The sequence below is a fragment of the Nakamurella sp. PAMC28650 genome (assembly GCF_014303395.1).
Lineage (GTDB): Bacteria > Actinomycetota > Actinomycetes > Mycobacteriales > Nakamurellaceae > Nakamurella.
This window is the reverse complement of the sequence record NZ_CP060298.1, coordinates 1449912-1473810: the sequence shown is the minus strand read 5'-3', so window position 1 is coordinate 1473810 and position 23899 is coordinate 1449912. Positions and strand designations below refer to the sequence as shown.

At 68.5% G+C, this 23899-nt stretch carries 21 protein-coding genes and 1 tRNA gene; 11 read left to right on the top strand and 11 right to left on the bottom strand.

Annotated elements, in window-relative coordinates:
• Positions 1-23 precede the first annotated feature (23 nt).
• Positions 24-1718 carry an ABC-F family ATP-binding cassette domain-containing protein gene (locus H7F38_RS06595; RefSeq protein WP_187093380.1) on the bottom strand — a complete coding sequence of 565 codons (1695 nt, stop codon included), beginning with the start codon at positions 1716-1718 and terminating at the stop codon, positions 24-26.
• 176 nt (positions 1719-1894) lie between these two features.
• Here H7F38_RS06595 and H7F38_RS06590 point away from each other — a divergent pair, with 176 nt between their 5' ends.
• Positions 1895-2482 carry a putative glycolipid-binding domain-containing protein gene (locus H7F38_RS06590; RefSeq protein WP_187093379.1) on the top strand — a complete coding sequence of 196 codons (588 nt, stop codon included), beginning with the start codon at positions 1895-1897 and terminating at the stop codon, positions 2480-2482.
• Positions 2483-2556: 74 nt separating this feature from the next.
• Entirely contained in the window at positions 2557-2769 is a 213-nt protein-coding gene (locus H7F38_RS06585; RefSeq protein ID WP_187093378.1) for an antitoxin, read from the top strand.
• A 233-nt stretch (positions 2770-3002) separates the two neighbouring features.
• Here H7F38_RS06585 and hrpA read toward each other — a convergent pair whose 3' ends face one another.
• On the bottom strand, positions 3003-7166 hold the full coding sequence (gene hrpA / locus H7F38_RS06580) for an ATP-dependent RNA helicase HrpA (RefSeq protein ID WP_370531337.1): 4164 nt from the start codon (positions 7164-7166) through the stop codon (positions 3003-3005).
• A gap of 332 nt (positions 7167-7498) precedes the next feature.
• Here hrpA and H7F38_RS06575 point away from each other — a divergent pair, with 332 nt between their 5' ends.
• Complete coding sequence (locus H7F38_RS06575) at positions 7499-8395, top strand: hypothetical protein (RefSeq protein WP_187093376.1); 897 nt, start codon at positions 7499-7501, stop codon at positions 8393-8395.
• 24 nt (positions 8396-8419) lie between these two features.
• Here the strand turns inward: H7F38_RS06575 and H7F38_RS06570 are convergent, their stop codons facing one another.
• From H7F38_RS06570 to H7F38_RS06555, 4 genes are all read right to left on the bottom strand, one after another.
• Entirely contained in the window at positions 8420-8878 is a 459-nt protein-coding gene (locus H7F38_RS06570) for a hypothetical protein (RefSeq protein WP_187093375.1), read from the bottom strand.
• Positions 8875-9348, bottom strand: coding sequence for a hypothetical protein (locus tag H7F38_RS06565; protein WP_187095005.1), 474 nt, complete (start codon positions 9346-9348; stop codon positions 8875-8877). Before H7F38_RS06565 ends, H7F38_RS06570 begins: the two co-directional genes overlap by 4 nt.
• Before the next feature lie 370 nt (positions 9349-9718).
• Positions 9719-10162: a cyanase gene (gene cynS, locus H7F38_RS06560; protein WP_187093374.1), complete on the bottom strand. Its 444-nt coding sequence runs from the start codon at positions 10160-10162 to the stop codon at positions 9719-9721.
• 149 nt (positions 10163-10311) lie between these two features.
• Positions 10312-10758 (bottom strand): HD domain-containing protein, encoded by a 447-nt coding sequence (locus tag H7F38_RS06555; RefSeq protein WP_187093373.1) that lies wholly within the window; start codon positions 10756-10758, stop codon positions 10312-10314.
• A gap of 202 nt (positions 10759-10960) precedes the next feature.
• Here H7F38_RS06555 and H7F38_RS06550 point away from each other — a divergent pair, with 202 nt between their 5' ends.
• Together H7F38_RS06550 and H7F38_RS06545 are read left to right on the top strand one after the other, a co-directional pair.
• Positions 10961-11524 (top strand): hypothetical protein, encoded by a 564-nt coding sequence (locus H7F38_RS06550; protein WP_187093372.1) that lies wholly within the window; start codon positions 10961-10963, stop codon positions 11522-11524.
• Positions 11525-12005: 481 nt separating this feature from the next.
• Complete coding sequence (locus tag H7F38_RS06545) at positions 12006-12209, top strand: cold-shock protein (RefSeq protein ID WP_090475851.1); 204 nt, start codon at positions 12006-12008, stop codon at positions 12207-12209.
• A 293-nt stretch (positions 12210-12502) separates the two neighbouring features.
• On the opposite strand, the gene H7F38_RS06540 is transcribed toward H7F38_RS06545, so the two are convergent.
• Positions 12503-13780, bottom strand: coding sequence for a hypothetical protein (locus H7F38_RS06540; protein WP_222618497.1), 1278 nt, complete (start codon positions 13778-13780; stop codon positions 12503-12505).
• A gap of 25 nt (positions 13781-13805) precedes the next feature.
• On the opposite strand from H7F38_RS06540, the gene H7F38_RS06535 reads away from it, so the two are divergent.
• Positions 13806-14015 (top strand): hypothetical protein, encoded by a 210-nt coding sequence (locus H7F38_RS06535; protein WP_187093371.1) that lies wholly within the window; start codon positions 13806-13808, stop codon positions 14013-14015.
• A 372-nt stretch (positions 14016-14387) separates the two neighbouring features.
• On the opposite strand, the gene H7F38_RS06530 is transcribed toward H7F38_RS06535, so the two are convergent.
• On the bottom strand, positions 14388-15107 hold the full coding sequence (locus H7F38_RS06530; protein WP_187093370.1) for a TetR/AcrR family transcriptional regulator: 720 nt from the start codon (positions 15105-15107) through the stop codon (positions 14388-14390).
• Positions 15108-15259: 152 nt separating this feature from the next.
• Between H7F38_RS06530 and H7F38_RS06525 the strand changes: the two genes are divergently transcribed.
• Positions 15260-15706, top strand: coding sequence for a nitroreductase/quinone reductase family protein (locus H7F38_RS06525; protein WP_187093369.1), 447 nt, complete (start codon positions 15260-15262; stop codon positions 15704-15706).
• 127 nt (positions 15707-15833) lie between these two features.
• Complete coding sequence (locus H7F38_RS06520) at positions 15834-17126, top strand: MFS transporter (protein WP_187093368.1); 1293 nt, start codon at positions 15834-15836, stop codon at positions 17124-17126.
• Here the strand turns inward: H7F38_RS06520 and H7F38_RS06515 are convergent.
• Positions 17116-17676 (bottom strand): DUF1697 domain-containing protein, encoded by a 561-nt coding sequence (locus H7F38_RS06515; protein ID WP_187093367.1) that lies wholly within the window; start codon positions 17674-17676, stop codon positions 17116-17118. The genes H7F38_RS06520 and H7F38_RS06515 overlap by 11 nt on opposite strands.
• Before the next feature lie 238 nt (positions 17677-17914).
• On the opposite strand from H7F38_RS06515, the gene H7F38_RS06510 reads away from it, so the two are divergent.
• Positions 17915-19810, top strand: a complete 1896-nt coding sequence (locus H7F38_RS06510) for a glycoside hydrolase family 15 protein (RefSeq protein ID WP_187094519.1) — start codon at positions 17915-17917, stop codon at positions 19808-19810.
• Positions 19811-20006: 196 nt separating this feature from the next.
• Here H7F38_RS06510 and H7F38_RS06505 read toward each other — a convergent pair whose 3' ends face one another.
• Together H7F38_RS06505 and dcd are read right to left on the bottom strand one after the other, a co-directional pair.
• The gene (locus tag H7F38_RS06505) at positions 20007-22184 is read right to left on the bottom strand and encodes a (Fe-S)-binding protein (protein WP_187093366.1); all 2178 of its coding nucleotides are present in this window, start codon (positions 22182-22184) and stop codon (positions 20007-20009) included.
• Positions 22185-22391: 207 nt separating this feature from the next.
• On the bottom strand, positions 22392-22973 hold the full coding sequence (dcd, locus tag H7F38_RS06500) for a dCTP deaminase (protein ID WP_187093365.1): 582 nt from the start codon (positions 22971-22973) through the stop codon (positions 22392-22394).
• Positions 22974-23068: 95 nt separating this feature from the next.
• On the opposite strand from dcd, the gene H7F38_RS06495 reads away from it, so the two are divergent.
• Positions 23069-23142, top strand: a tRNA-Gly gene (locus H7F38_RS06495).
• Positions 23143-23474: 332 nt separating this feature from the next.
• Positions 23475-23843: a thioredoxin gene (gene trxA, locus H7F38_RS06490; RefSeq protein ID WP_187093364.1), complete on the top strand. Its 369-nt coding sequence runs from the start codon at positions 23475-23477 to the stop codon at positions 23841-23843.
• Positions 23844-23899: the final 56 nt, after the last annotated feature.

The following is a 23899-nucleotide window of genomic DNA, read 5'->3' as shown; positions in this document are numbered from 1 at the left end:
GGCAGTCGTCCGACGATCCTGGTTCAACGGGCCCGCTGCACCCGGGAGACCTCCCACCGCGGTTCGTCGTACCTGGCGACCTCGCCACCGGTGTCGAAGACCAGGAACGCGTCGAAGGTCCTGGCGAAGGTCCGGTCGTGGGTGACCGCGACCACCGACCCGTCGAAGGCGTCCAGGGCCTGCTCGAGGGACTCCGCGGAATGCAGATCAAGGTTGTCGGTCGGCTCGTCCAGCAACAGCAGGGTGGCGCCGGAAAGCTCGAGCAGCAGGATCTGCAGGCGCGCCTGCTGGCCACCGGACAGCGTGTCGAAGGTCTGCTCCCCCGACCTGGCCAGGCCGTACCGGTCCAGCGCCCTGGCCGCCTGCTCACGTCCCATCCCGGACCGATGGTCGTCACCGCGGTGCAGGATCTCCAGCAGCGTCCTCCCGGACAGCTCCGGGTGGGAGTGCGTCTGCCGGAAGTAGCCGGGCCGCACCCGCGAGCCGAGCACCACCGTCCCGGTGTGGCGTACCGGATCGACCGGGGCATCGCCGACCGGCTGGTGCTCGATGTCCGGGTCGGAACCGCCGGCGGCCAGCAGTCGCAGGAAATGCGACTTCCCGGACCCGTTGGCGCCCAGGACGGCCAACCGCTCGCCGTAGAAGATCTCCAGATCGAACGGCTGCATCAGACCGGTCAGTTCCAGCTTCGTGCAGACCACCGCCCGCTTGGCCGTCCGCCCGCCCTTGAGCCGCATGGTGACCTGCTGGCTCAGCGGCAGTTCCTCGGGCGGGCCGGCCTCCTCGAACTTGAACAGCCTGGTCTTGGCCGCCTGGTACCGGGAGGCGAGGCTGTCCATGAAAGCCGCCTTGGTCTTGTACATCAGCACCAGGGCCTTGAGCTTCGCGTGCTCCTCGTCCCAGCGGCGGCGCAACTCCTCCAAGCGGGAGTTCCGGTCGATCCTGGCCTGGTGGTAGGTGGCGAACGAACCGCCGTGCACCCACGAGACCGCGCCTGCGACACCGGGTTCCAGCGTCACGATGCGGTCGGCGGCCCTGGCCAGCAACTCGCGATCATGGCTGATCAGCAGGACGGCCTTGGTGGTCTCGGACAGCTTGCCCTCCAGCCAGATCTTGCCCGGCACGTCGAGGTAGTTGTCCGGCTCGTCCAGCAGCAGCGTCTCCTGCGGCCCGGCGAGCAGCAGCTCCAGCACCAGCCGCTTCTGCTCGCCGCCGGAAAGGCTGGTGACGGCCCGGAACTTCGCCCGGTCGTAGGGGATTCCCAGCGCGGCCACGCAGGCGAAGTCGAACGCGTTCTCCTGCTCGTAACCGTGCACGTCCGCCCAGTCGGCCAGGGCTTGCGCGTAGACGATCGATTTCCGGTCGTCGTCCGGTCCCCCGTCCAACGTCATCATCTCCAGCTCCGCCGCGTCGATCTCCGCCGCCACCTTCCGGATCGGCGGCGGTGACACGGTCAGCAACAGGTCCCGGACGGTCGATTCGTCCCGCACCGATCCGATGAACTGCGGCATCACGCCGAGCCCCCCGGAACGGGTGATCGCCCCGTCCTCCGCGTCCAGTTCACCGGTGATGATCCGCAGCAGCGTGGTCTTGCCGGTCCCGTTCGGCCCGATGACGGCCGTCACGCTGCCCTGCCCCAGACGGAAACTGATGTCGGCGAGCAGCGGCCGCCCGTCGGCGAGCGAGTAGCTGATGCCGGCAACCTCGAGGTGTCCCACGACGTTGACAGTCGCCGACAGCAGGCGGCCGCGTCAACCGGATAGCGGCGCGGCGACGATGACGGTCGGCGTCCGGACGCCGATGACTGGCCGGAAGTGCGGATTCGAGTGAAGATCTTCACCATCGTGCGCGATGGGTCTTGCGCAGCGCGGCAACAGGATTAACGTCAGTCCCTGTGAGTAATACGACGACGTCCACCCGGATGCTGACCTGGACCTCGGACGACCAGCATCGGCTGGAGACCGTCCGGGTGGTCCTGACCGATCGCGGCCTCCGGGCCAGCGGGCACATCGTGAGCGCCGTCGGCGAGGCCTTCGGCGTCTCGCACACGCTGCTGGTGGACCCGGAGGGCCGCAGCCGCCGGCTGACGGTGCAGAGCGACTCCGGAACCGGCGAGCGCACCCTGTCGATCTCCCGGGTCCCCGGTGGCCAGTGGGTGGCCGATCACGGCAGCGGACCCCGTTCGATGACGCAGGTCGAAGCCGCCGTCGACGTCGACCTGGTCGCCTCCGCCTTCACCAACTCGTTGGCCATCCGTCGTCTGGGACTGCATCGCAACGTCGGCGAGGCCACCCTGACGGTGGCCTCGATCGGCGGGCTGGATCCCGAGGTGACACCCGTCGAGCACGTCTACCGCACCGTCTCGGCCGATGCCAACGGAGCGGTGATCCTCTACACCGGCCCGGTCGGCGAGCGCGAGCTGACCGTCGACGCCGACGGCTTCGTGCTCCACTTCCCCGGTCTGTCGGATCGTCTACGGTAGAGGGACGTAAAGGCCGGGCAAAGCAGTTCGGTCCGCGACCTCCCGGCCCCCGACAGCGAAGGTGAAGGTGCATCATGGTGGATTTCGGTGAATTGAGGGCCAAGGCCGAGGACTTCGTGGCCGAGCACGACGATCAGGTCAAGCAGGGCATCGGCAAGGTCGGTGACTTCGTCGGCAACAAGATCGGACACGACAAGGTCGACGGCATCGAGCAGAAGCTCACCGACTACGTCGACACCCTCGGCGACCAGCCGGCGGGCGAGACGCCCGCCCCGCCCGCCGTCTGATCGGGTTCCGCTCGTTCGTCTCCTAGCAGCGGGCGCGGCTCGTAGCACCAGTCGCGGCTCGTAGCACCAGTCGCGGCTCGTAGCACCGGGCGCGGCTCGTAGCACCGGAGCCTCGGTGGTAGGACGCTCGAGCGTCATACCACCGGGTGGCCCGTCATACCGCGGGTGGCCGGTCATACGAGACGAAGGCACCGCGAGGCACCCCCGCATTCTCAGCGAGCAAGAGCGGATTCTCAGCGAGCGAGAGCGGCGATGGCGGTGCGGAGCCGTTTCTCCGAGACCGGGACGGCCGTCCGCATCGGTTGGGCGAAGCTGGCCACCCGGTACTCCTCCAACAACCGCCGCACGTCGGCCACGTCCGCGTCACCCGAGCGCTCCGGCCGGAGGGTGCCGACCATCTGCTCGATCTCCGAGGCCAGCGCGTTGATCTCATCCATCCGCTGGCGGTCCCGCTCGGGGTTCTCCCGGGCGCGCCCGGCCCTGATCTTCGAGGCCTGCACGTAGCGGACCAGATCAGGCAGATGTGCGGCGGTGGTGGCCGTCAGGAATCCCGGGTGCACCAGCCTCCCGAGCTGGGCGCGCATGTCGGCCCCCTGTGCCGCCAGAGCGGTACCGCGCACGTCGTCGATCTCGCGCTCGGCTTCGTGCGCCTCGGCGAGTACCAGCTCGGCTGCGACGACGATGTCCAGTACCGCACGATCGAGCTGCGGCGAGATCTTCCTGACCAGGGCTGCGAACCCCGCGGGGGTGAACGCCGGCCCGCCGGCCCAGTCCAGGAGCGCGTCGATCGCCGCTTCGGTCGCGTCGGCTAACACCCCCGCGACGCTGCCGTGCCGGGTGACGGTCAGCGTCAGCATCTGCGCCCGGGAGAGCCCGTTCCTGACGTGGGCGAGCGGGCTCCTGGCCCCGAGGGCGAGCAGTCGACGGGTACCTCCGCGCATCGCCCGACGCTGATCGGCCTCCGAGGTGAACACCGTGATGCCCACGCTCGCACCCTCGTCGACCAGGGAGGGGAAGCCCTGCACCTGATGGCCGCCCACCGTGGTCGTGGTCGTCCTAGGGATCGGATCGGCCGGAAATGTGGTGAGCCCGGTGCGCTCGACGGTGCCGGACACCTTCGCGACCGCCTTGCGGCCGTCGGCCCGCAACGCCTCCTGCAGTGCCCCCAGATCCTTGCCCGCCCCGACCGAGCGGCCGGAGTCGTCGACCACGTTGAAGCCCATCCGTAGATGATCCGGGACCTTCTCCGGGTCGAAATCCGCTGCCCTGACGACGATCCCGGTCATGGCGGTCAGCGTGGCGGCGAGCGAGGCCCCCAGTGCGGCGACGCCGTCGTCCGGTATCTGCGACAGCGCCGCGGCGGCGAAATCCGGGACCGGGACGAAGTTCCGACGGAGCGTCTTCGGTAGCGACCTGATCAGCGCGATCGCCAGATCCTTGCGCAGGCCAGGGATCTGGGCCTCGAACGCGGCCGGGTCGATCCGGGCCAGCACGGCCAGCGGAATGGTCACCGTCACGCCGTCGTCGGATCGGCCCGGCTCGAAGACGTAGTCCAGACCGAGATCGACGGGTCCGGCACTGAAGGTGTCCGGATAGGCCGCCGTGTCGACATCCTTCGCACCGGCGGCCAGCAGCATGTCCGGGGTGAACGTGAGCATCGCCGGATTGTCCCGGGAAGCCTTGCGCCACCAGCTGTCGAAGTGGCGTGCGGAGGTGACCTCGGCCGGGATTCTCTCCTCGTAGAGCGCGAACAGCGACTCGTCGTCGATGACGATGTCGCGACGCCGGGCCCGGTCCTCGCGCTGCGCCACCTCGTCGAGGGCAGCCAGATTGGCCGCGAAGAACGCATGCCGGGTCTCCCAGTCCGCCTCCACCAGGGCATGTCGGATGAACATCTCGCGACTCAGGACGGGATCGATCCGGTCGAACTGGATCGATCTGGCGCCGATCAGCGTGACACCGAGCAGGGTCACCTTCTCCGTCGCGGTCACCTGACCCCGGCGCGCGTCCCACCGCGGCTCCGAGTAGCTGCGCCGCAACAGGTCTCCACCGACCTTCTCCACCCACAGCGGGTCGATCGAGGCCACCACCCTGCCCCACAGCCGTGACGTCTCGACCAGTTCGGCGGCCACCACGAGACGTGGCCCGGACTTCGCCAGCGCCGACCCCGGCCAGATGACGAACTTCGTCCCCCGGGTCCCCTGGTATTCCTTGCCCGGCTCCAGACGCAGACCGATGTGCGAGAGCAGGCCGGACAGCAGGGCCGTGTGCACACGTTCGGTGTCGACGAACGCCACCAGCGACCCCTGGCGGGCGTCGGCGAGTACCTGGGTGACCGCGGGAAGTTTCGCCTCCACCCTCGCCGGGTCGTGTTCCACCGGACGGCGGCCACGCCGACGCCCGCCGGCGGCGGAGCTGCGACCGGAGGCAGATCTCGATCCCTGCTGCGGCCCGGTGGATGTCGCAGCCTGCCCCACCCCGGCAGCCGGTCCGTCCGGCGAATCCGGATCGAGCTTCACCTGCCCGACGCCGATCATCGCCCGCGACTCCGTGTCCATCTTCAGGCCCCGGGCGACCTGACGGAGCTGCGCGTGCAGGTCCTGCCACTCCCGGATCCGCAGGTAGTGCAGGTACTCGGCCCGGCACATCCGGCGAAACGCGTTGCCCGACCGTGACTTCGCCTCGTCCGCAAGATAGTTCCAGAGGTTCAGCAGGGACAGGAAGTCCGACTTCGGATCAGCGAAGCGACGGTGCGAGGCGGTGGCCCGATCGCGGTCCTCCAACGGGTACTCACGGACGTCCTGGATCGCCATCGCAGAGGTGATCACCAGGACGTCGGCCAGGCAGCCGAGCCGGTCCGCCTCGACGATCATCCGGGCCAGCCGTGGGTCCAGCGGAAGGGCGGCGAGGGACCGGCCGGTGGGCGTCAGCCGAACGCGACCGTCGTCCTGGGACTTGTCCAGCGCGCCGAGCTCGGTGAGAACCGTTACGCCGTCGGTGATCTGACGCGTATCCGGTGGTTCGAGAAACGGGAACGACGCGATGTCGCCCAGATCGAGCGAGGCCATCTGCAGGATCACCGATGCGAGCGAGGTCCGGGAGATCTCCGGATCGGTGTACTCCGGACGGCCGTCGAAATCCTCCTCCGGGTAGAGGCGGATGCAGATGCCGTCCGCCACCCGCCCGCACCGGCCGGCCCGCTGACCGGCCGAGGCCTGCGAGATCGGTTCGATCGGCAACCGCTGCACCTTGGTCCGGGGCGAGTACCGCGAGATGCGCGCCGTACCGGGATCGATGACGTAGCGGATGCCGGGAACCGTCAGCGACGTCTCGGCCACGTTGGTGGACAACACGATCCGCCGTCCCACGTGGGCGGAGAACACCTTGTGCTGATCCGCGGCGGAGAGCCGCCCGTACAGCGGCAGCACCTCGGTGACCCCCGGCCGGGAAGCGAGGTGGCCGCGGAGAACCTCTGCAGTATCGGTGATCTCGCGTTCACCGGACAGGAAGACCAGGATGTCGCCGTCACCCTCGCGCGCCAGCTCGTCGGTGGCGTCGCAGATCGCCTGGGCCAGATCCCGACTGCTGTCGTCCCGCGCGGCCCTGGGATTTCTGGGCTTCGGCGTCTCCTGCTCGTCCTCGTCGTCGGACAGGTCGTCGGCCCCGTACGGCCGGTAACGAACCTCGACCGGGTAGGTGCGGCCGGACACCTCGACGATCGGGGCGTCGCCGAAGTGACGGGAGAACCGCTGCGGATCGATCGTCGCCGAGGTGATGATCACCTTGAGATCGGGTCGACGGGGCAACAACTCGACGAGATAGCCCAGCAGGAAGTCGATGTTGAGGCTGCGTTCGTGGGCCTCGTCGATGATGATCGTGTCGTACGCGGACAGCAGCCGGTCCCGGCCGATCTCCGCGAGCAGGATGCCATCGGTCATCAGCTTGACCAGGGTGTCCTCACCGGTGTGGTCGCCGAACCGAATGGTGTAGCCGATCGCCCGGCCCATCTCGGTCCCGGTCTCCTCGGCGATCCGTTCGGCCAACGCCCTGGCGGCGATCCGCCGGGGCTGCGTGTGGCCGATCAACCCGCGCACCCCCCGCCCGATGGAGAGGCAGATCTTGGGCAGCTGCGTCGATTTGCCCGACCCGGTCTCGCCCGCGACGATCACCACCTGGTGGTCCCGAATGGCGGCGGCCAGGTCGTCGACGCGCTCGGACACCGGGAGTTCCGGGGGAAAGGAGATCTGCGGGACGGCCGCGGCCCGGCGGGCGAGCTTCTGCTCCGCGCGGCCGATCTGCGTGTCCAGGTCGGCCAGCGCCCTCGCCCGCTTGCCCTTGTCCGAGATGCGTCGCAGGCCGCCGAGCCGCCGGCCCAGCCGGGCGGCGTCCGTCGTCATCAGCAGGTCGAGGCGCTGGGTCAGCTCGCCGACGGTGCCGACTGCACCGGCGCCGCGGTTCGTGCCGACCACCCCGTCAGGCGCCAGAGGCACCGGAGGCACCGGAGGCACCGGAGATTCATCCATGTCCTGGCCAGAATATGTCGCCGGCTTCCGGGGCCGGTCGATTTATCTCTCCGCGTAGCCGATCGGCGCGAGGCTCACCGATCGGCCCGGAACATTCTGAGACAATGGACCCGGGGCCATCGCACCCCCGATCCTGCCCGGCGGCCCAGCCGGCTCCCGGCCAGGACGTACGCACGCAACGCACCCCCGCAACGAGAGGCCGGCTGTTGATCATCGGTTACCTGCTCGCCGCCATGGCGGCCCTGGGGTCCGGGGTCGGTTCGGTGCTGGAGTCGGCGGGCATCCGCCGGGCGGGTGCCTTCGGCGGCGATTCCGATGACTTCGGCAAGATCGGCCGGCAGCCGCTCTACTTCACCGGCGTCACCATCGACATCCTGGGATTCGTCGCCGGTGCGGCTGCACTGCATCGACTGCCCCTGTTCCTCGTCCAGTCGGTGCTGGCGTTCAGCGTCGGGGTGACGGCGACCATCTCGGCGATCATGGGCACCCGGCTCGGCCGGATGGGCTGGACGAGCCTCGGTGTCGCGGCCACCGGCCTGGTCGCGCTCGGGCTGTCCGCGCAACCTGGACCCGCCCATTCGCTGCCGCCCGGCTGGCGCTGGATCATCCTGGGCATGGTGATCCCGGTCTGCCTGATCGGCTTCTACGGCAGTCGATCGGGCTCCCGGTGGTGCGCTGCCGCGCTGGCGTTCGGGGCCGGACTCGGCTTCACCGCAGTGGCGGTGTCGGCCCGGACGCTGCACCTTCCGCACGAGTTCCTGCAGTGGTTCCGCGATCCCTCGGTCTGGGCGATCATCCTGAACGGCGTGGCCGCGACCGCCGTTTTCGCCCTGGCCCTGCAGAAGGGCACCGCCACCACCATGTCGGCCGTGATGTTCACCACCAACACCGTGCTGCCATCGGTCATCGGTCTGACACTGCTCGGGGATTCCATCCGGGACGGTTGGGCGGTGCCCGCCGCGTTCGGCTTCGTCCTGGCCATCTCCGGGGCGGTCGCGCTCGCGCATTTCTCCGCCATCCCTGCGGGGCCACTGATGACTCCCGGGGCTCGTCACACGCAAGCCCACGACGCGGGCAGCCGGATGGCCGTCGAGAGCTCCTGACGCAAGGGTCCGGACGTGGGCCCGTCAGGTCCGGCGACCACCGGCGGGCGCCCATCGTCGCGGCAACAGGTCCTCCCGACGGAGGACCAGCGCGATGACGAGGACGCCCAGCACGAACACCGCCGGACCCGACGGTGTGCTGACGCCTGCGGCCACGACCCCGAGAGCGGCCACCCCCAGCCCCCAGCCGACCGTCGAGGTCGACCGACGCCGCCATCCCGACCCGACCAGCAGCGCTGCGACGACGGCGAAAACCCTGATCGGCTGCCCGAATCCCATCACCGCCGGCCGGACCGAGGCCACCGTGCTGAAACCGGTGGAGCCGGGGCCGCAATCCAGGGATCCGTCGAAGGAACTCGTGGTGCACGCTCCCGGCAGGTAGACCGGGAGCAGATGGACGTCCAACCTCGATGCGTGCCAGGGCAGGGCGAGACCGACCACCACGAGCGCGATGCCCAGCACGACCCACCTGCGTGTCGTCATCGGCGTGGGCGGTGCGGGGAGAACCAGGTGGCAGCGGCGGCCAGTGCGGTGCCGACCGTCAGGACGAAGCCTGCGTTCGACCCGACCGAGGGCAGGACGACGAGGAGCCAGTGCGCAGCGAGGGCGACGCTGCCCGCCGCTCCCACCCGCCAGGCGGTTGCCGGCGACCGTCCGGCGCCGGTCACCAGTACGGGAGCGGCCGCGACCATGGCGGCGCACTGCGCGAAGATCGCCCATGCGAGCTGGGTGGTCCAGGCGTTGGACGAGTCGAACGGGATCGACAGCCCCAGGGCCACCACCAGTACGGACAGCGGCCCGCAGAGGGCGAGCAGGGACTGCGACGAAGCATTCGATACCGCCGGGGGCGGGTTCGGCGCGAATTGACCAGGGGTTGCATTCGGCGGGAATTGACCCGCGGGCGGGTTCGGCGGGAATGGGCCGGGCGGGTAGGGCGCACCTGGGTAGGGCACGCCTGGATAGGGCGCGCCCGGGTAGGAACCCGAAGGGCCCGGCGGGGGCTGAGGTCCGGACTGCTGAGGTCCGGACCGCTGAGGTCCGGACTGCTGAGGCGGCTGTCCCGGCGGCCGATAGCCGGCCGGACCGTAGCCCCCGGGGGCGGGGTTCGAATCTGGCTGCGGTGAACTCATCGTGCGATCGACCTCCGTTGATCCCTGGCCCTGGGCGGGCGCTTCCGGCCGGCACACCGGAGCACGGACGTCCGACGCCGGATCGCCGGGGCGGGTTCCACGGCTCCCTCGATCTCCGCACGGGCAGACGTCGCACGGCTGGGATCGGGCGGGGATCGGGCAGTGCAGGGACCGGACCCGGCGGCTCGGAGCGTCAGTACTGGCGGTAGGGCAGGAACTTGCCGCTCATCGTGATGTTGACGCGATCGCCGGCCGGGTCGGGCTCGCGGACCAGGTTCATCCGGAAGTCGATGGCGCTCATGATGCCGTCACCGAATTCCTCGTGGATCAGCTCCTTGAAGGTCGTCCCGTAGACGCTGACCAGCTCGTAGAAGCGGTAGACGAGTGGATCGGTCGGCACGGCCGTCGGGAGGGACCCGCGGTAGGGCGGGACGCCGAGCAGCGTGACGGCCTCGGCCGGTAGGTCGAAGAGCTCACCGACGACGCGGGCCTGCTCGGCGGTGAACGTCATCTCCCCGAGACAACCCGCCGTCACCCATTCCTTGCTGGCTCCCACCGCGGCGGCGATCTCGGCCCACTGCATGCCTTTTCGCAGCCGTGCGGCCACGATCAACTCGACGACGTCCATCCGATTCATCGCGGAACAACCCCTCGCACTCGACAGACCTGCTGTGGTCCCCTCTTTCCTACCAGGCACCGCGACGGACGAGGTGGCGCGCAGTCCTCCCCCGGCTGTTCGGCCCTGCCGCCCCACCCGGCCTATTCGGCCCTGTCATCCCACCCGGCCTATTCGGCCATTCCTGCCAGGACGTTGCGAGCGTGGGCGTACTTGGCCTCGAGTCGTGCACGAACGGACGGATCGAGCTTGGCCAGGCGGGCCGGATCGGTGTTGTCCTCCAGGTCGGCGGCCTTGACGACCGAGGCGAGCCGATTCGCCGTCACCCTGCGGTAGTACCGGTCCTGGTCCTCGCCCGGCCGGCGGGTGATGGCCTCCACACCGGCTGCCACCAACGAGCCGAACTCGTCGGCCAGGTCGTCGAGCGTGACGCTGGTGTCCTCGACCACGTCGTGCAGCCAGGCCACCGCCTCGGCCGGGCCGTCGCCGGGGAGGGAGATCCGGACCCTCGCGGCCACTCGGGCCGGATGATCGACGTAGGGGAGCCCCGCCTTGTCGACCTGATCGGCGTGGGCCGACCGGGCCAGCGCCTCGGCTCTCTTCGCCAGACTGATCATCTCGTCCTCCTCGGTACCTGAACGGCGCCGATGCGTTCGGCGTGGCTCTCATGGCGCACATGGTGATCCGCGCCCCCGCACGGTAGCCGCCCATGGCGCCGACCCCGACCAACCGACCGCGGGCACCGTACGGCATACAGCCGTGCCACACTCGGATTTGGTCCGCCAACCTCGGCAGGGAGCAGTGCAAAGGAGCAGCGCAATGGTGTCCTTCGACCTGAAGAAGCTGTTCGGCGTACCCACCGCGGAACAGCGGCTGGCCGGGCTCGATCTGCGCCCCGACCTGGCCAGAGCGGCGCTGAAGATGGTCTCGGACGAGCGCTCGGACCGGGAGATCGTCGCCCTGGAGGCCCTGTTGACCGACACCGAGTCGGTGATCACCGTCGTCGAGGGCGATCGGGCCCGACGTCTGGGTTTCCTGGCGCTGACCACCGAACGGGTGGTGCACCGCTGGCACGGCGCCGCGCCGGGTGCCGCCGACGAGATCGGGCTCGCCGACGTCTCCGACGTATCGGATCGGGCCAGGGGCATGACCGGTCGGGTCGTCGTCAGCTGCGCGCAGGGGCAGATCGAGATGACGAAGATCCTCGGGGTCCAGGCCGCACAGTTCGCTCAGGATCTACGGGCACAACTCGCCGACCCGGCGCGACTCCCGGAGCGCGACCCGGTGCAGGAACTGCTCGAACTCCGCGAACGCCGGACGGCCGGGACCATCACCGAGAGCGATTTCCAGGCCGCCAAGGTGCGGCTGCTCGACGAGCTCTGATCAGCCGGCATCCGTGGATCAGGGACTCCGTCCCGGGTCGGCGAGCCGCGCAACGGGATCGGAGAGGGTCGGCGAGGCTCGAACCACCGACAGGTCACGTGCAATCGGGTGATGCATGCCCAGACGGAGCATCGTTGGGTGGTGGCCGTGGATCGGCCCCGCACGGCCTACGGCCTCGGCATTGCCGCCCGGCCTCGGCGCGGGCACGATCGTCGTTGGGTCATCGGACCGTGATCACAGGGTGATCCACTGCTCCGGATGGGTGTAATGAGTCCGAAGTTTCCGCCCGGATTCGGTGTTCAGTCCGTGTCATGGAATACTGGTTCCTGGTTACAGTTCTTGAGTTCGTGTCATAGCGGTCCCAAGGCAGTCGAATCGTCTTGGGGCCTCTCGGATCTTGTGTCCGAAATGTCGCACTCGTCGACGAACCCGGAGAGACGAAACACGTCGCTCTGCTCGGTCACATGCAAGGAGAAACAACATGGCACAGGGAACCGTCAAGTGGTTCAACGCTGAAAAGGGCTTCGGCTTCATCACCCCCGAGGGTGACGGACCGGACGTCTTCGTCCACTACTCGGAGATCCAGTCGGGCGGCTACCGCTCGCTCGAGGAGAACCAGAAGGTGACCTACACGGTCACCCAGGGTGCCAAGGGCCCGCAGGCCACCGGCGTCACCGCCGTCTGATCTGCGTAGATCCCAGGCCCCTCGGGTCCTAGACCTTCATCTTCAGGGTGTCACTTCTTCGTAAGTGGCACCCTGAAGTGCGTTCGGGGCCCGGCTTGGGGCCCCGACGGGACTCGCGGCCCTGACGGGACTCCTGGCCCTGACGGGACTTGCGGCCCCGACGGAACTCGTATGACCGGGCACCCGGCCGTATGACGCTCAAGCGTCCTACCAGCACAGCGACGGTCATACCGCCCCGGCCAGCCACTCAGCCGTACCACCCGAGTCGGCACCGATGGCCGTCTCCGCGACATTCAGAGCTGCAGGAGCTGACGAATGTCGCGCACCGCGAGCCGTCCGGCCCGATTCGCACCGATCGTCGAGGCCGAAGGCCCATAGCCGATCAGGTGGACCCGTCGGTCGGCGGCCACCGCGGTTCCGTCCATCACGATCCCCCCGCCGGGGCTCCGCAGGTGCAGCGGCCCCAGATGGTGCAGCGCCGCGCGAAACCCGGTGCACCAGAACAACACGTCGGCCGCCACGAAGCGGCCGTCCGCCCAGGTCACGCCGTCCGGGACGATGCGATCGAAGATGACCCGGCGCACCAGGACACCGGACCGACGGGCGGCGGCGATGGTCGGCGTCAGGGGCAGGCCGGTCACCGAGACGACCGAGAGCGGCGGCAGGCCCCGGCTGACCCTCTCTGTCACCATCGCCACGGCGGACCGGCCCAGTTCCGAGTTGAACTCCCGCTCGACGAAGACCGGCGGACGCCTGGTGACCCACGTGTGGGCTGCCGTGTGCGGGGCGATCTCCATGAGCAGTTGCACCGCCGAGATCCCTCCTCCGATCACCACGACGCGCGATCCGTCGAAGGCCTCCGGGCCGCGGTAGTCGTGGGTGTGCAGTTGTCGGCCGGCAAAGTCGGCGGCACCGGGATAGCGGGGCCAGAACGGTTGGGTCCAGGTGCCGGCTGACCTGACATCCGTACCCTTCGCCGAGACTCCTGGACGCGCCCGCGACCTGCCGCAGCGTCCTGCAGAGTGCGGCCTATAGCGAGCACTCTGCAGGACGTCCGGGGGGCGGGTGCAACCCTGGGGGTGGGCGATCGCGTCCGAGCAGTGTGGCCACGTCGGTTCGAAGTGGCCGGAGGGCAAGGAGAGAGCGATGAAGCGGATCGAACAGCTTGCGATCGGGGTGCTGGCGGTGACGGTGCTCACGGCCTGCGCCGGGCAGGGAACAACCTCTACGGGCGGGTCCACGTCGACCGGCCCATCTGGCACCGGCACGGTCTCGGCGCCGCTGTCCACGGTCGCCGGCATGCCGACCATCAGCAGTCCGGTCCTGGTGAGGCCTGCACCGGTGACCTCGGCTCCGGCGTCGGGTCCGACCGCCAGTTCTGCGCCGGGGGCGTCGACATCGGCGGCCTCGACGTCCGCGGCCTCGACGTCCGCGGCCTCGACGTCGGCGGCCTCGACGTCGGCCCCGGGTGCGACCGGCCGGCCGATCGGGTCGAGCACCCCCGCGACGCCGACGCCGGTCCCGACCGGTCCGGGCTCGGCTCCGACGTCGCCCCCCACAGCGCCGGTCACCCTTCCGACCACCCAGAGACTGACGTTGCACGGCACCGTGGAGGAGGGGGTCGAACGTGGCTGCCTGCTGCTGAAGGACACCGCCACGGGGCTGCGGTACAACCTGACGGGTGGTAACGCGGCCGTGGTGAAGCCAGGTGCGACCCTGACGGTCGTCGGAATCATCAGGAAGGACCTGATGAGCTACTGCCAGCAGGGGCAGATCTTCCAGGTGCTCGGGGCGACGGCCAAGTGATGGACCGCCCGCACTCGTAGTGGTCTCAGCCCATCACCGCGACCTGATGAAGCCATATCCGGAATCCACCGAGCCTTCGCTCGATCCCCTTGCCGGGACCAATGGATGACCCCTCTCGCGAAGGGCCATCCCATTGCGCCGCGGGGCATGAAGGTCGAACCTCAGCGGCGACTGCAGACGAGAGCCAGATCAGCGAGAAGCAGCCGGTAGCTGAGACGAAAGATGTTGCGGTGCAGCTACTTGCAACCGTCGACCTGTGCTCCGAGATCAAGGGTGCAGGAGGGCGCCAACTTCCAATGCGCATGGTGACCTTCGAGGCCGGAGGCGTCTTCGACCCGATTCACGACCAGCCGCCGTCCGGACCCCGGGGTGCTACCGGGTGGGATGCGGGCGGATCCCTACCAGTTCCGCCATCAGATCGACGGAGGTGGCGAAGAAGTCGTCCGCCGGATCCATGGTGCCGACGAGTTGGCCGAAGAGCTCGAAGGTGACCATGCCGAACAGTTGCGTCCAGGCGATCGCCGCGCGCAGGGCCACCGTCTCGGGCACCCCGGGTGCAACTTCGGCGATGACGACGGCCATCTGTGCGGACAGCGCAGCGGGAACGGCGGGCCCGCGCGAGCTGTCCGCCACCAGGACGGCCCCGATGGAAACGCCGTGGTGCACTGCCGCGAAAAGGGCGATCGGCACCCTGGCCGCCGGCCCGACGGTGTCCTGGGGCGCGCGGTAGTCCGGCACCGGCGAGCCGAAGATCAGTCCGTACTCATGCGGATGCCCCACCGCCCAGGCGCGGACCGCGTGACACATCGCCCGCCACCGACCGCGCACGTCATCCGGCTCGACCCCGGCATCGGCCCTCTCGACCGCCGCACCCAGCGCGTTGTAGGCATCCACGATCAAGGCCGTCAGCAGGTCGTCCCTGGTCGGGAAGTAGCGGTAGACGGCGGAGGAAACCATGCCGATCTCCCGGGCCACCGCGCGGACCGACAGATGACCCGCACCCTGTACCGCCAACTGCCCTCTCGCCGCGTCCCTGATGGCCTGCGTCAGGTTCGCCCTGGCCAATTCCCGTGCCGTCACGCCTGCGTTCATGTCTTCAGGATGCCCTAGCCGAGAGCATCGATCAAGAAAGAGATCAATGCTCTTGACAGAGCCTGCACTGCGGAGTTCACTGATCTATAACGAGAGCGGCGCTCTCGATTCGTCAGGACCAATGGAACATCTCACCGACCGGGAGAACCGACATGACCGACACCCGCTACATCGAGCCCGGCATCTGGACGAGGGTGTTCAACTCGATGGTCGCCCTGGCGACCCGCCTCGGCGTCACCGTCTGGGGAAGTCGCCAGCTCTACGTCCGCGGACGCTCCAGCGGCGAACTGCGCCAGACGCCGGTCAACCTGCTGACCTTCGAAGGCCGCCGCTACCTGGTCGCCCCGCGCGGCATCACCCAGTGGGTGCGCAACATCCGGGTCGCCGGCGAGGGCGAACTCCGCCTCGGCCGCCGTATCGAGAAGTTCATCCCGGTCGAGCTCGCCGACGAGCAGAAGCCGGCCATCCTCCGCGCCTACCTGAAGCGGTGGAAGTTCGAGATCGGCGCCTTCTTCCAGGGTGTCGGCCCCGATGCCTCGGACGAGCAACTGCTGGCCATCGCCTCCGGCTACCCGGTCTTCCTCGTCACCACCGCCTGACGACGGCCGTTGCGACTGCGGCCGTTGCGTCCTGCGGCCGTTGCGTCCTGCACATCGCTGCCTATAGGCAGCGATGTGCAGGACATCAGGAACCACGACGACGGGGCGAGCGACGATGATGGACGCCGTGCCTGCTCCGCGCCCTGATTCGACGTTGCGCCGCGCCAGGTCGTCGGTCATCGTGCTGTTCGTGCTGATGGGCCTGACGACCGGGAGCTGGGCCGCCCGGATCCCGGGCGTCCGCCACCAGTTGACGGTCACGGATGCCCAGTGGGGCCTGGCCAATCTCGGGTCGACGGCCGGGAGCCTCATCTCGCTGACGCTGGTGACGACCCTCATCGTCCGGACCGGCCCACGCCGGCTCGCCCTGGTCGGTGGCCCGTTGCTGCTGATCAACGCACCACTGCTGGCCGGCTCGCACAGCACCCCCGCGCTGGTGGCGGGGCTGTTCACCCAGGGCATCGCCACCGGGCTGCTGGCCACGCCGATGAACGCCCAGGCGGTCGAGGTGGAACGCCGCTACGGCCGCCGGATCATGTCCAGCTTCCACGCCTGTTTCAGCCTCGGGCAACTGGCGGGCGGCGTCATCGGCACGTTCGCGGCCAGGGCGGACGTCAGCCCGTCGCTGCAACTGGCCTGTTCCGGTGCAGTGCTGGCCGTGGTCCTGTTGCTGACCCGGCGCGGCCTGCCCCGCGACACCGCCCCGCTCGCCCCGCTCGCGCCGTTCGCCCCGCCGACGCCACACGCCGCGGTCGCCCCGGACCCGCTCTCGCCGGCCCCGCTCCCACCGACGGGGACGGCGAGGACGGTCAACCCACCGGAGCTATCGGCCCGCGCCCGGCGGATCACCCCGCAGCTACTGCTGCTGGCCGCCGTGGCACTGCTGTCCTCGATCAACGAGGGTGCGGCGTCGCAGTGGAGCGCCCAGTACACGGCCGGCGCGCTGGGGGCCGGCGCTGCCGCCGGAGCCGTCACCTACACCTGCTTCACGATTGCGATGACGATCTCGCGGAGCACCGGTGACCGCCTGGTCAACCGGCTCGGACAGCGGCGGTTCATCCGGCTGTCGGAGGCCTTCGTCGCGATCGGCTTCGCAGTGGCGCTGCTGGTCGGCACCCCGGTCGCAGCCTTCGTCGGGTTCGCCGTCCTCGGACTGGGGTCCGGTTGCATCGTGCCCGGCGTGATGAGCCTGGCCGGCAATCAGCCCGGGATCCCGACCGGTCGAGGCGTTTCGGTGGTCGCCTTCGGCCAGTGGCCGGCGATGCTGCTCGGCCCTCCGCTGATCGGGGTGATCGCCGGCCTGGTGGGTCTGCGGTTCGCGCTGATGATCCTCGTCGGCGCGGCCGTCTGCATCGTGGTGCTCGCCGGATGGATCCGACAGCCGGCCGCCGGCGACCGGATCCTGGCGGTCAGCCGCTGAGCTCGACGAGCTTGCGCGCCGTGGCGAAGTTCCGCATGGTCACCGTGACGCCCAGCTTCCGATCCCAGTCGACGGCGCCGAAGAGCGATCCGTGCACACCCTGCGGGCACCACAGGTAGCAGTGATCGTCGGAGATCCGGTGCAGCCCCACTACTTCCGGATCAGGGTTCCTGGCCGCGACGAACTCCTCGAAGGCGGTCAGCCGGCTCGCTTCGGGTGTCGCGGAGAAGAAGCCCACCAGGTGTCGGGACTCATCCGTCGCGATCTCTGCGAACGGATCGGCCGCGATCGCCTCGACCAGCTGCCGGTGGGTCCGCACGACCACCCGCGCGTCGACCCCCAACTCGGCGGACAGGCCCTGCTCGATCGCGCTGATCACCGCGCCGACCGGCCGGGTGGTGGTGAAGACCGCATTGCCGCTCTGCAGATGGGTGACGACGTCCCGGTAGCCGAGATCGCCGAGCAGCGCCCGCAGGTCGGCCATCGCGACCCGCTTGGCCCGGCCGACGTTGACGCCTTTGAGCAGGGCCACGCATCTGACCACCGTCATGAGGTCCCTTTCACCCTGCCGCACCGTGTCGCACCACCGGTGATGAGATTTGTCGAACGGAAGTGGATCTCCAGGCGCTCGCAGCCGCCACAATGTTCGGGTGAACGACATCAATACGGACGCCCAGCCCCTGACGACCAACGGGCTGTACGAACCAGCGCATCCGGCCTACCCGGCCGATCCCGGACAGGGCACCTTCAGCTCCACGGCCTCCACCGGGATCGCCGACGACACGATCATGCTGCAGCACTTCGCGACGAGCAACTTCCCCAACATCGCCGACTACGCCTTCCTCTCCGACTGCGAGACCAACTGCCTGATCGCCCCGTCAGGTGCCGTGGAATGGTTCTGCCTGCCCCGCCCGGACTCACCCAGCGTGTTCACCGCACTGCTGGACCGATCCGGCGGATCGTTCCGGGTGGGTCCGTTCGGCGTCCAGGTACCGGCCGCGCGCCGCTATCTCCCCGGCACGCTGGTCCTGGAAACCACCTGGCAGACGCCCACCGGATGGCTGGTCGTCCGGGATGCGCTGACCATGGGGCCGTGGCACAACGTCGACGAGCGGTCCAAGACGCACCGCCGATCGCCTACGGACAACGACGCAGAGCACTGCCTGCTGCGGACCATCCGTTGCATCTACGGGACCGTCGACCTCTCGATGAACTGCGAGCCGGTGTTCGACTACGCGAGGGTCGGGGCCACCTGGGTCTACCCCAATTCGGACTACTGCCAGGTGATCGCCAAGGCCGACGGGCAGCCCAGCCTGACGCTGACCAGCTCGCTGCGGATCGGCGTCGAAGGACGGGCCGCGATGGCCAGGACGAAGATGTCCGTCGGCGATTCGCACTTCGTCGCGCTGACCTTCTCCGAGCTCCCGCCACCGGAGAACACCGCCCACGCCCACCGAAAGATCGACGAGACCGGCGAGTTCTGGCGGGAGTGGCTGACCCAGGGTTCGTTCCCGGACCACCCGTGGCGGGTCTTCCTGCAGTCGTCGGCGCTGGCACTGAAGGGTCTGTCCTATGCGCCGACCGGGGCGCTGCTGGCGGCGGCCACCACGTCCCTGCCGGAAACTCCCCAGGGCGAGCGCAACTGGGACTACCGGTACACCTGGATCCGGGATTCCACCTTCGCCCTGTGGGGCCTGTACACGCTGGGCTTCGACCGCGAGGCGAACGACTTCTTCTTCTTCATCCACGACGTCACCCGCGACAACCCCGGTGACCTGCAGATCATGTACGGCGTGGGCGGTGAGAGGCACCTGGAGGAGTCCACCCTGGACCACCTTTCCGGCTACGACGACGCCCGCCCGGTCCGGATCGGCAACGGCGCCTACGGACAGCAGCAGCACGACGTCTGGGGCGCGCTGCTGGACTCCATCTACCTGCACACCCGCTCACGGGAGCAGATGCCGGAAGAACTGTGGCCGATCGTGGTGGGCCAGGTCGAGCAGGCCAGTGCGCACTGGCGTGCCCCGGACCGCGGCATGTGGGAGGTGCGCGGCGAACCGCAGCACTTCACGTCCTCCAAGATCATGTGCTGGGTGGCGCTGGACCGCGGGGTACGGCTGGCCCGGTTGCACGACTCGAACGCGACCGCCGACAAGTGGCAGGCGATCGCCGACGAGATCCACGAGGACATCCTGACCAACGGCGTCGACGAGCGCGGCGTGCTCGTCCAGCGCTACGGGGACGACGCACTGGACGCATCGCTGCTGATGGCACCGTTGGTGCGGTTCCTGCCACCGGACGACCCGCGGATCCGCGCCACCGTACTGGCCATTGCCGACGAGCTGACGCACGAGGGTCTGGTGCTGCGCTACCGGGTCCACGAGACCGATGACGGGCTGGCCGGCGAGGAGGGCACGTTCACGATCTGCTCGTTCTGGCTGGTGTCGGCGCTCGTCGAGATCGGGGAGGTGGAACGGGCCCACGCGCTGTGCGAGCGATTGCTCTCGCATGCCTCGAGTCTCGGGCTGTACGCGGAGGAACTCGACCCGATCACCGGCCGGCACCTCGGCAACTTTCCCCAGGCCTTCACCCACCTTGCCCTGATCAACGCCGTCACCCACGTCATCCGGGCCGAGGAGAATTCCCACGCCTCCGGCTTCAACCCGGCCAACCGGCAGGGGTGACGACTTTCCGCTCCTGGTGGGCCGGGCTGCTCATGGACCCACGCGTCGAGTCATGGGCCCGCACGTCGAGTCATGGGCCCGCGCGTCGAGCGGATGGTTGAAGCGGGCATTTCGGACAGAAATTGACGATAGCCATCCGGTCGATGAGGGCGGGGGGTGAGGGCGACGGGTGACGGGTGACGGGCGAGGGAACGGATCAGCTCCCCTTGACCCCGGCGAGCAGCATCATCGCGACGTCGACGACCTCGACGTTCTCCCCGGCCGGCTCCTCCTGACCCTGCCGGGCGGTCAGCCCGTCGGTCAGCATGATGCGGCAGAACGGGCAGCCGGTGACGATCTTCTGCGCCTTGGTGTCCAGCGCCTCGTCGACGCGCTCGAGGTTGATCCGCTTCCCGATCTTCTCCTCCATCCACATCCGCGCACCGCCGGCGCCGCAGCACATCGAGCGGGCCGAGTTCCGTGGCATCTCCGTCAGGTTGGCTCCGGCGGCACCGATCAGCTCCCGGGGCGGGGAGTAGACCTTGTTGTGCCGACCCAGGTAGCACGGGTCGTGGTAGGTGACGTTGGTCGCCTCGACCTCCACCTTCCGCACCAACCGCTTGTCGCGCACCAACTTGTTCAGCAACTGCGTGTGGTGCACCACCTCGTACTGCCCGCCCAGCTGCGGGTACTCGTTAAGCAGCGTGTTGAAGCAGTGCGCGCACGAGACGACGATCTTCTTCTGCGCCCGACTGCCGAACGCTGCATTGATGGTGTCGACGTTCTGCTGCGCGAGCATCTGGAACAGGAACTCGTTCCCCGCGCGCCGGGCCGGGTCGCCCGTGCAGGTCTCGCCGGTCCCCAGCACCGCGAAGCCCACCCCCGCGATGTGCAGGAGTTCCGCGATCGCCCGCGTCGTCTTCTTCGCCTTGTCCTCGAACGCACCGGCGCAGCCGACCCAGAACAGGTACTCGTGGTCGTCGCTCATGACGTCGGTGATCACCGGGACGTCGAAATCCAGCCCCTTGGCCCAGTCCATCCGGTCCTTCTGGTTCTGACCCCAGGGGTTGCCCTTGTTCTCCAGATTCCGGAACAGGCCGCCCAGTTCGGAGGGGAATTCCGACTCGATCATCACCTGGTAGCGCCGCATGTCCACGATGTGGTCGACGTGCTCGATGTCCACCGGGCACTGCTCGACGCACGCGCCGCAGGTCGTGCAGTCCCACAGCACCTCTGGGTCGATGATGCCGTTGACCTCCGGCCCACCGATCAGCGGACGACCGGCCTCGAGCATGGCCAAGGGATTGGCGTGGGCGAAGGCGGCCAGTTCGGCTTCGCCGAGTTTTTCCACGCCGCCCATGTCGGTGCCACCACCGGCGGCCAGGTACGGCGCCTTGGCGAACGCATGATCGCGAAGCGCCAGCATGACGATCTTCGGCGACAGTGGCTTCGCGGTGTTCCAGGCCGGGCACTGGGACTGGCAACGACCGCACTCGGTGCAGGTGGAGAAGTCCAACCAGCCCTTCCAGGTGAAGTCCTCGATCTTGCCCGCGCCGAAGGTGTCCTTCTCGGGATCGGCCTTCTCGAAGTCCAGCGGGGCACCGTTGCTCATCATCGGACGCAACGCGCCCAAGGTGGTCCGTCCGGAGTCCTCGCGCTTGAAGTAGATGTTGAAGAACGCCAGGAACCGGTGCCAGGCAATGCCCATCGTCAGGTTGCGGGCGATGACGATGGCCCATGCCATCGAGATGATCACCTTGATCAACGCCACGACGCTGACCGCCGCCAGCGAGGCCGGCAGGATGTCGCCCAGCCCGTGCGAGATGGGAGCGGCCCACGTCGGATAGGGCAGGTTGCCGGTCGCGGCCTTGAACCCGCGGATCAGGAAGATGCAGAACCCGATGGACAGGATCACCGCCTCGACGAAGTACGCGGCCGGGAAGCTCGATCCGGCGAAGCGTGACCGACGGTTCGACCGGCGCGGGTGAGCGAGCTGCCGGATGACGATCAAGGTCCCGATGCCCAGCACGGTGGTGAGCGCGATCAGCTCGACGAACAGCCCGTACCAGGCCTGATGTCCCAGCCAGGGGATCTCGAACCGCGGGTAGAAGGTCTCACCGACGGCCTCGACCAGCGTGAGCACCAGCGCCCCGAAGCCGACCATGACGAACCAGTGCGCGACCCCGACGATGCCCCACTTGAGCATCCGGGTATGTCCCAGGAACTCCTTGACCAGCGTCTTCGAACGGGCCACGACCGGACCACCGCGCGTCGGATCGGGCTGGCCCAACCTGACGATGCGGTAGATCTTCAGCGACGCCTGACCGAGCATCGCGAAGCCGACGACGATGAACGCCGCACTGATCAAGCCGGTGAACCACTGGAGCGTATTCATCGAAGATCCTTGCTGACACGGTCGCAGTTCGAACGCAGGACGTACATGCGCGTGGTCGCTCCTTTGCGGGCCCGACGTGGTCATCGAGCGTGCGCTGCGGCACGTCGATCGGCTCGGACAATACGAGGTTACCGGCGAGTAGAAGGTGCTCGATCGAGCGACCGGATCGTGCCAGTGGCGGGCATCACGCGCGCAGGCCCGGGAGCATCAGCGCCGGGTGTCGTCCCGACGGAAGTTCAGATGCGAACGGGATGGCGTGGGCCCGCGTTGTCCCTGGTAGCGGGACCCGTAGACCGACGATCCATAGGGGTGCAGCGACGCCGAGGACAGCCGGAAGATGCAGAGTTGGCCCACCTTCATGCCAGGCCACAGAGTGATCGGCAGATTGGCCGCATTGCTGAGTTCCAGGGTGATGTGACCGGTGAACCCCGGATCGATGAAGCCGGCGGTCGAATGTGTCAGCAGCCCCAGACGGCCGAGGGACGACTTGCCCTCGAGCCGACCGGCCAGTGTCTCGGGCAAGGTCACCGCTTCGAAGGTGGAGCCGAGGACGAACTCCCCCGGATGCAGGACGAAGGCCGCACCGTGCTCGACCTCGACGAGGCTGGTCAGCTCGTCCTGCTGCTGCGCCGGGTCGATGTGGGTGTACTTCTGGTTGTTGAAGACCCGGAAGAAGTGATCCAGACGCACGTCGATACTGGCGGGCTGGATCAACGTCGGATCGAAAGGATCGAGGCCGAGGGCGCCGGCCTCGATCTCGGCGCGCAGGTCACGGTCGGACAGCAACATGCCGGTCACCCTATGTCAGCATGTCAGCCGCCCCGCTATCAGGCACCTGCGCGGTCCGACGAGCCGTCGCGTGTTCGCTATAGTTGGCCCACAATGCGGGTGTAGTTCAGTGGCAGAACTTCAGCTTCCCAAGCTGATAGCGCGAGTTCGATTCTCGTCACCCGCTCCACCGTTCCTGAGGTAGGGCCCCGGCCCCTTTTCCCTGCCACGCCCTCCCTCCCTCCGCCCCGCCCCGCCCCGCTCGCCCCGCGCCCGCCCGCAGTCGAGGGCTCATGCCTCGTTCCCTTGAGCCACGTAATGCCATACAACCTCTGGTAATCGGACAAAGCCCCCGAAACGGGTGCTACGACAGTCCCGACGGCATTACGTCGCGAGAGGGGCGCACGCAGGTCAACCAGGTGAGACCGCTGGCTCGCGGACTCTCCCAGCACCGGGAATGCGCACCGGCGCCACCGGCGTTGAACCCGATCAGCGAGGCACCCGACCCTGGAGGAACACCACATGAGTACGTCGACCCTGACCGGCACCACGTTCGAGGAGACGGTGCTCGGCAACGACATCGTCCTCGTCGACTTCTGGGCGTCCTGGTGTGGGCCGTGTCGTCAGTTCGCCCCGGTGTACGAAGCCGCCGCGACCGACAACCCGGACATCGTCTTCGCCAAGGTCGACACCGAGGCCGAGCAGGCCCTCGCCGGCGCCGCCGGCATCTCCTCCATCCCGACCCTGATGGCCTTCCGCGAAGGGATCCTGGTGTTCTCCCAGCCGGGTGCGCTGCCCCGGAAAGCGCTGGACGAGGTCATCGCCGGAGTCAAAGGCCTTGACATGGAAGACGTTCGCGCGGCAGTTGCGGCCGGATCGACCGACAAGTAGAGACCCGAGAAATCCCTAGCAATCCCTAGCAATCCCGAGAAATCCCGAGCAATCCC

Excerpts from the sequence above, each read along its gene's own strand:
- H7F38_RS06585 (WP_187093378.1), top strand. The coding sequence starts at position 2,557 with ATGGTGGATTTCGGTGAATTGAGGGCCAAGGCCGAGGACTTCGTGGCC.
- hrpA (WP_370531337.1), bottom strand. The coding sequence starts at position 7,166 with ATGACGACGGACGCCGCCCGGCTGGGCCGGCGGCTCGGCGGCCTGCGA.
- H7F38_RS06570 (WP_187093375.1), bottom strand. The coding sequence starts at position 8,878 with ATGACGACACGCAGGTGGGTCGTGCTGGGCATCGCGCTCGTGGTGGTC.
- cynS (WP_187093374.1), bottom strand. The coding sequence starts at position 10,162 with ATGAATCGGATGGACGTCGTCGAGTTGATCGTGGCCGCACGGCTGCGA.
- H7F38_RS06555 (WP_187093373.1), bottom strand. The coding sequence starts at position 10,758 with ATGATCAGTCTGGCGAAGAGAGCCGAGGCGCTGGCCCGGTCGGCCCAC.
- H7F38_RS06550 (WP_187093372.1), top strand. The coding sequence starts at position 10,961 with ATGGTGTCCTTCGACCTGAAGAAGCTGTTCGGCGTACCCACCGCGGAA.
- H7F38_RS06545 (WP_090475851.1), top strand. The coding sequence starts at position 12,006 with ATGGCACAGGGAACCGTCAAGTGGTTCAACGCTGAAAAGGGCTTCGGC.
- H7F38_RS06530 (WP_187093370.1), bottom strand. The coding sequence starts at position 15,107 with ATGAACGCAGGCGTGACGGCACGGGAATTGGCCAGGGCGAACCTGACG.
- H7F38_RS06525 (WP_187093369.1), top strand. The coding sequence starts at position 15,260 with ATGACCGACACCCGCTACATCGAGCCCGGCATCTGGACGAGGGTGTTC.
- H7F38_RS06515 (WP_187093367.1), bottom strand. The coding sequence starts at position 17,676 with ATGACGGTGGTCAGATGCGTGGCCCTGCTCAAAGGCGTCAACGTCGGC.
- H7F38_RS06510 (WP_187094519.1), top strand. The coding sequence starts at position 17,915 with ATGCTGCAGCACTTCGCGACGAGCAACTTCCCCAACATCGCCGACTAC.
- H7F38_RS06505 (WP_187093366.1), bottom strand. The coding sequence starts at position 22,184 with ATGAATACGCTCCAGTGGTTCACCGGCTTGATCAGTGCGGCGTTCATC.
- dcd (WP_187093365.1), bottom strand. The coding sequence starts at position 22,973 with ATGTTGCTGTCCGACCGTGACCTGCGCGCCGAGATCGAGGCCGGCGCC.
- trxA (WP_187093364.1), top strand. The coding sequence starts at position 23,475 with ATGAGTACGTCGACCCTGACCGGCACCACGTTCGAGGAGACGGTGCTC.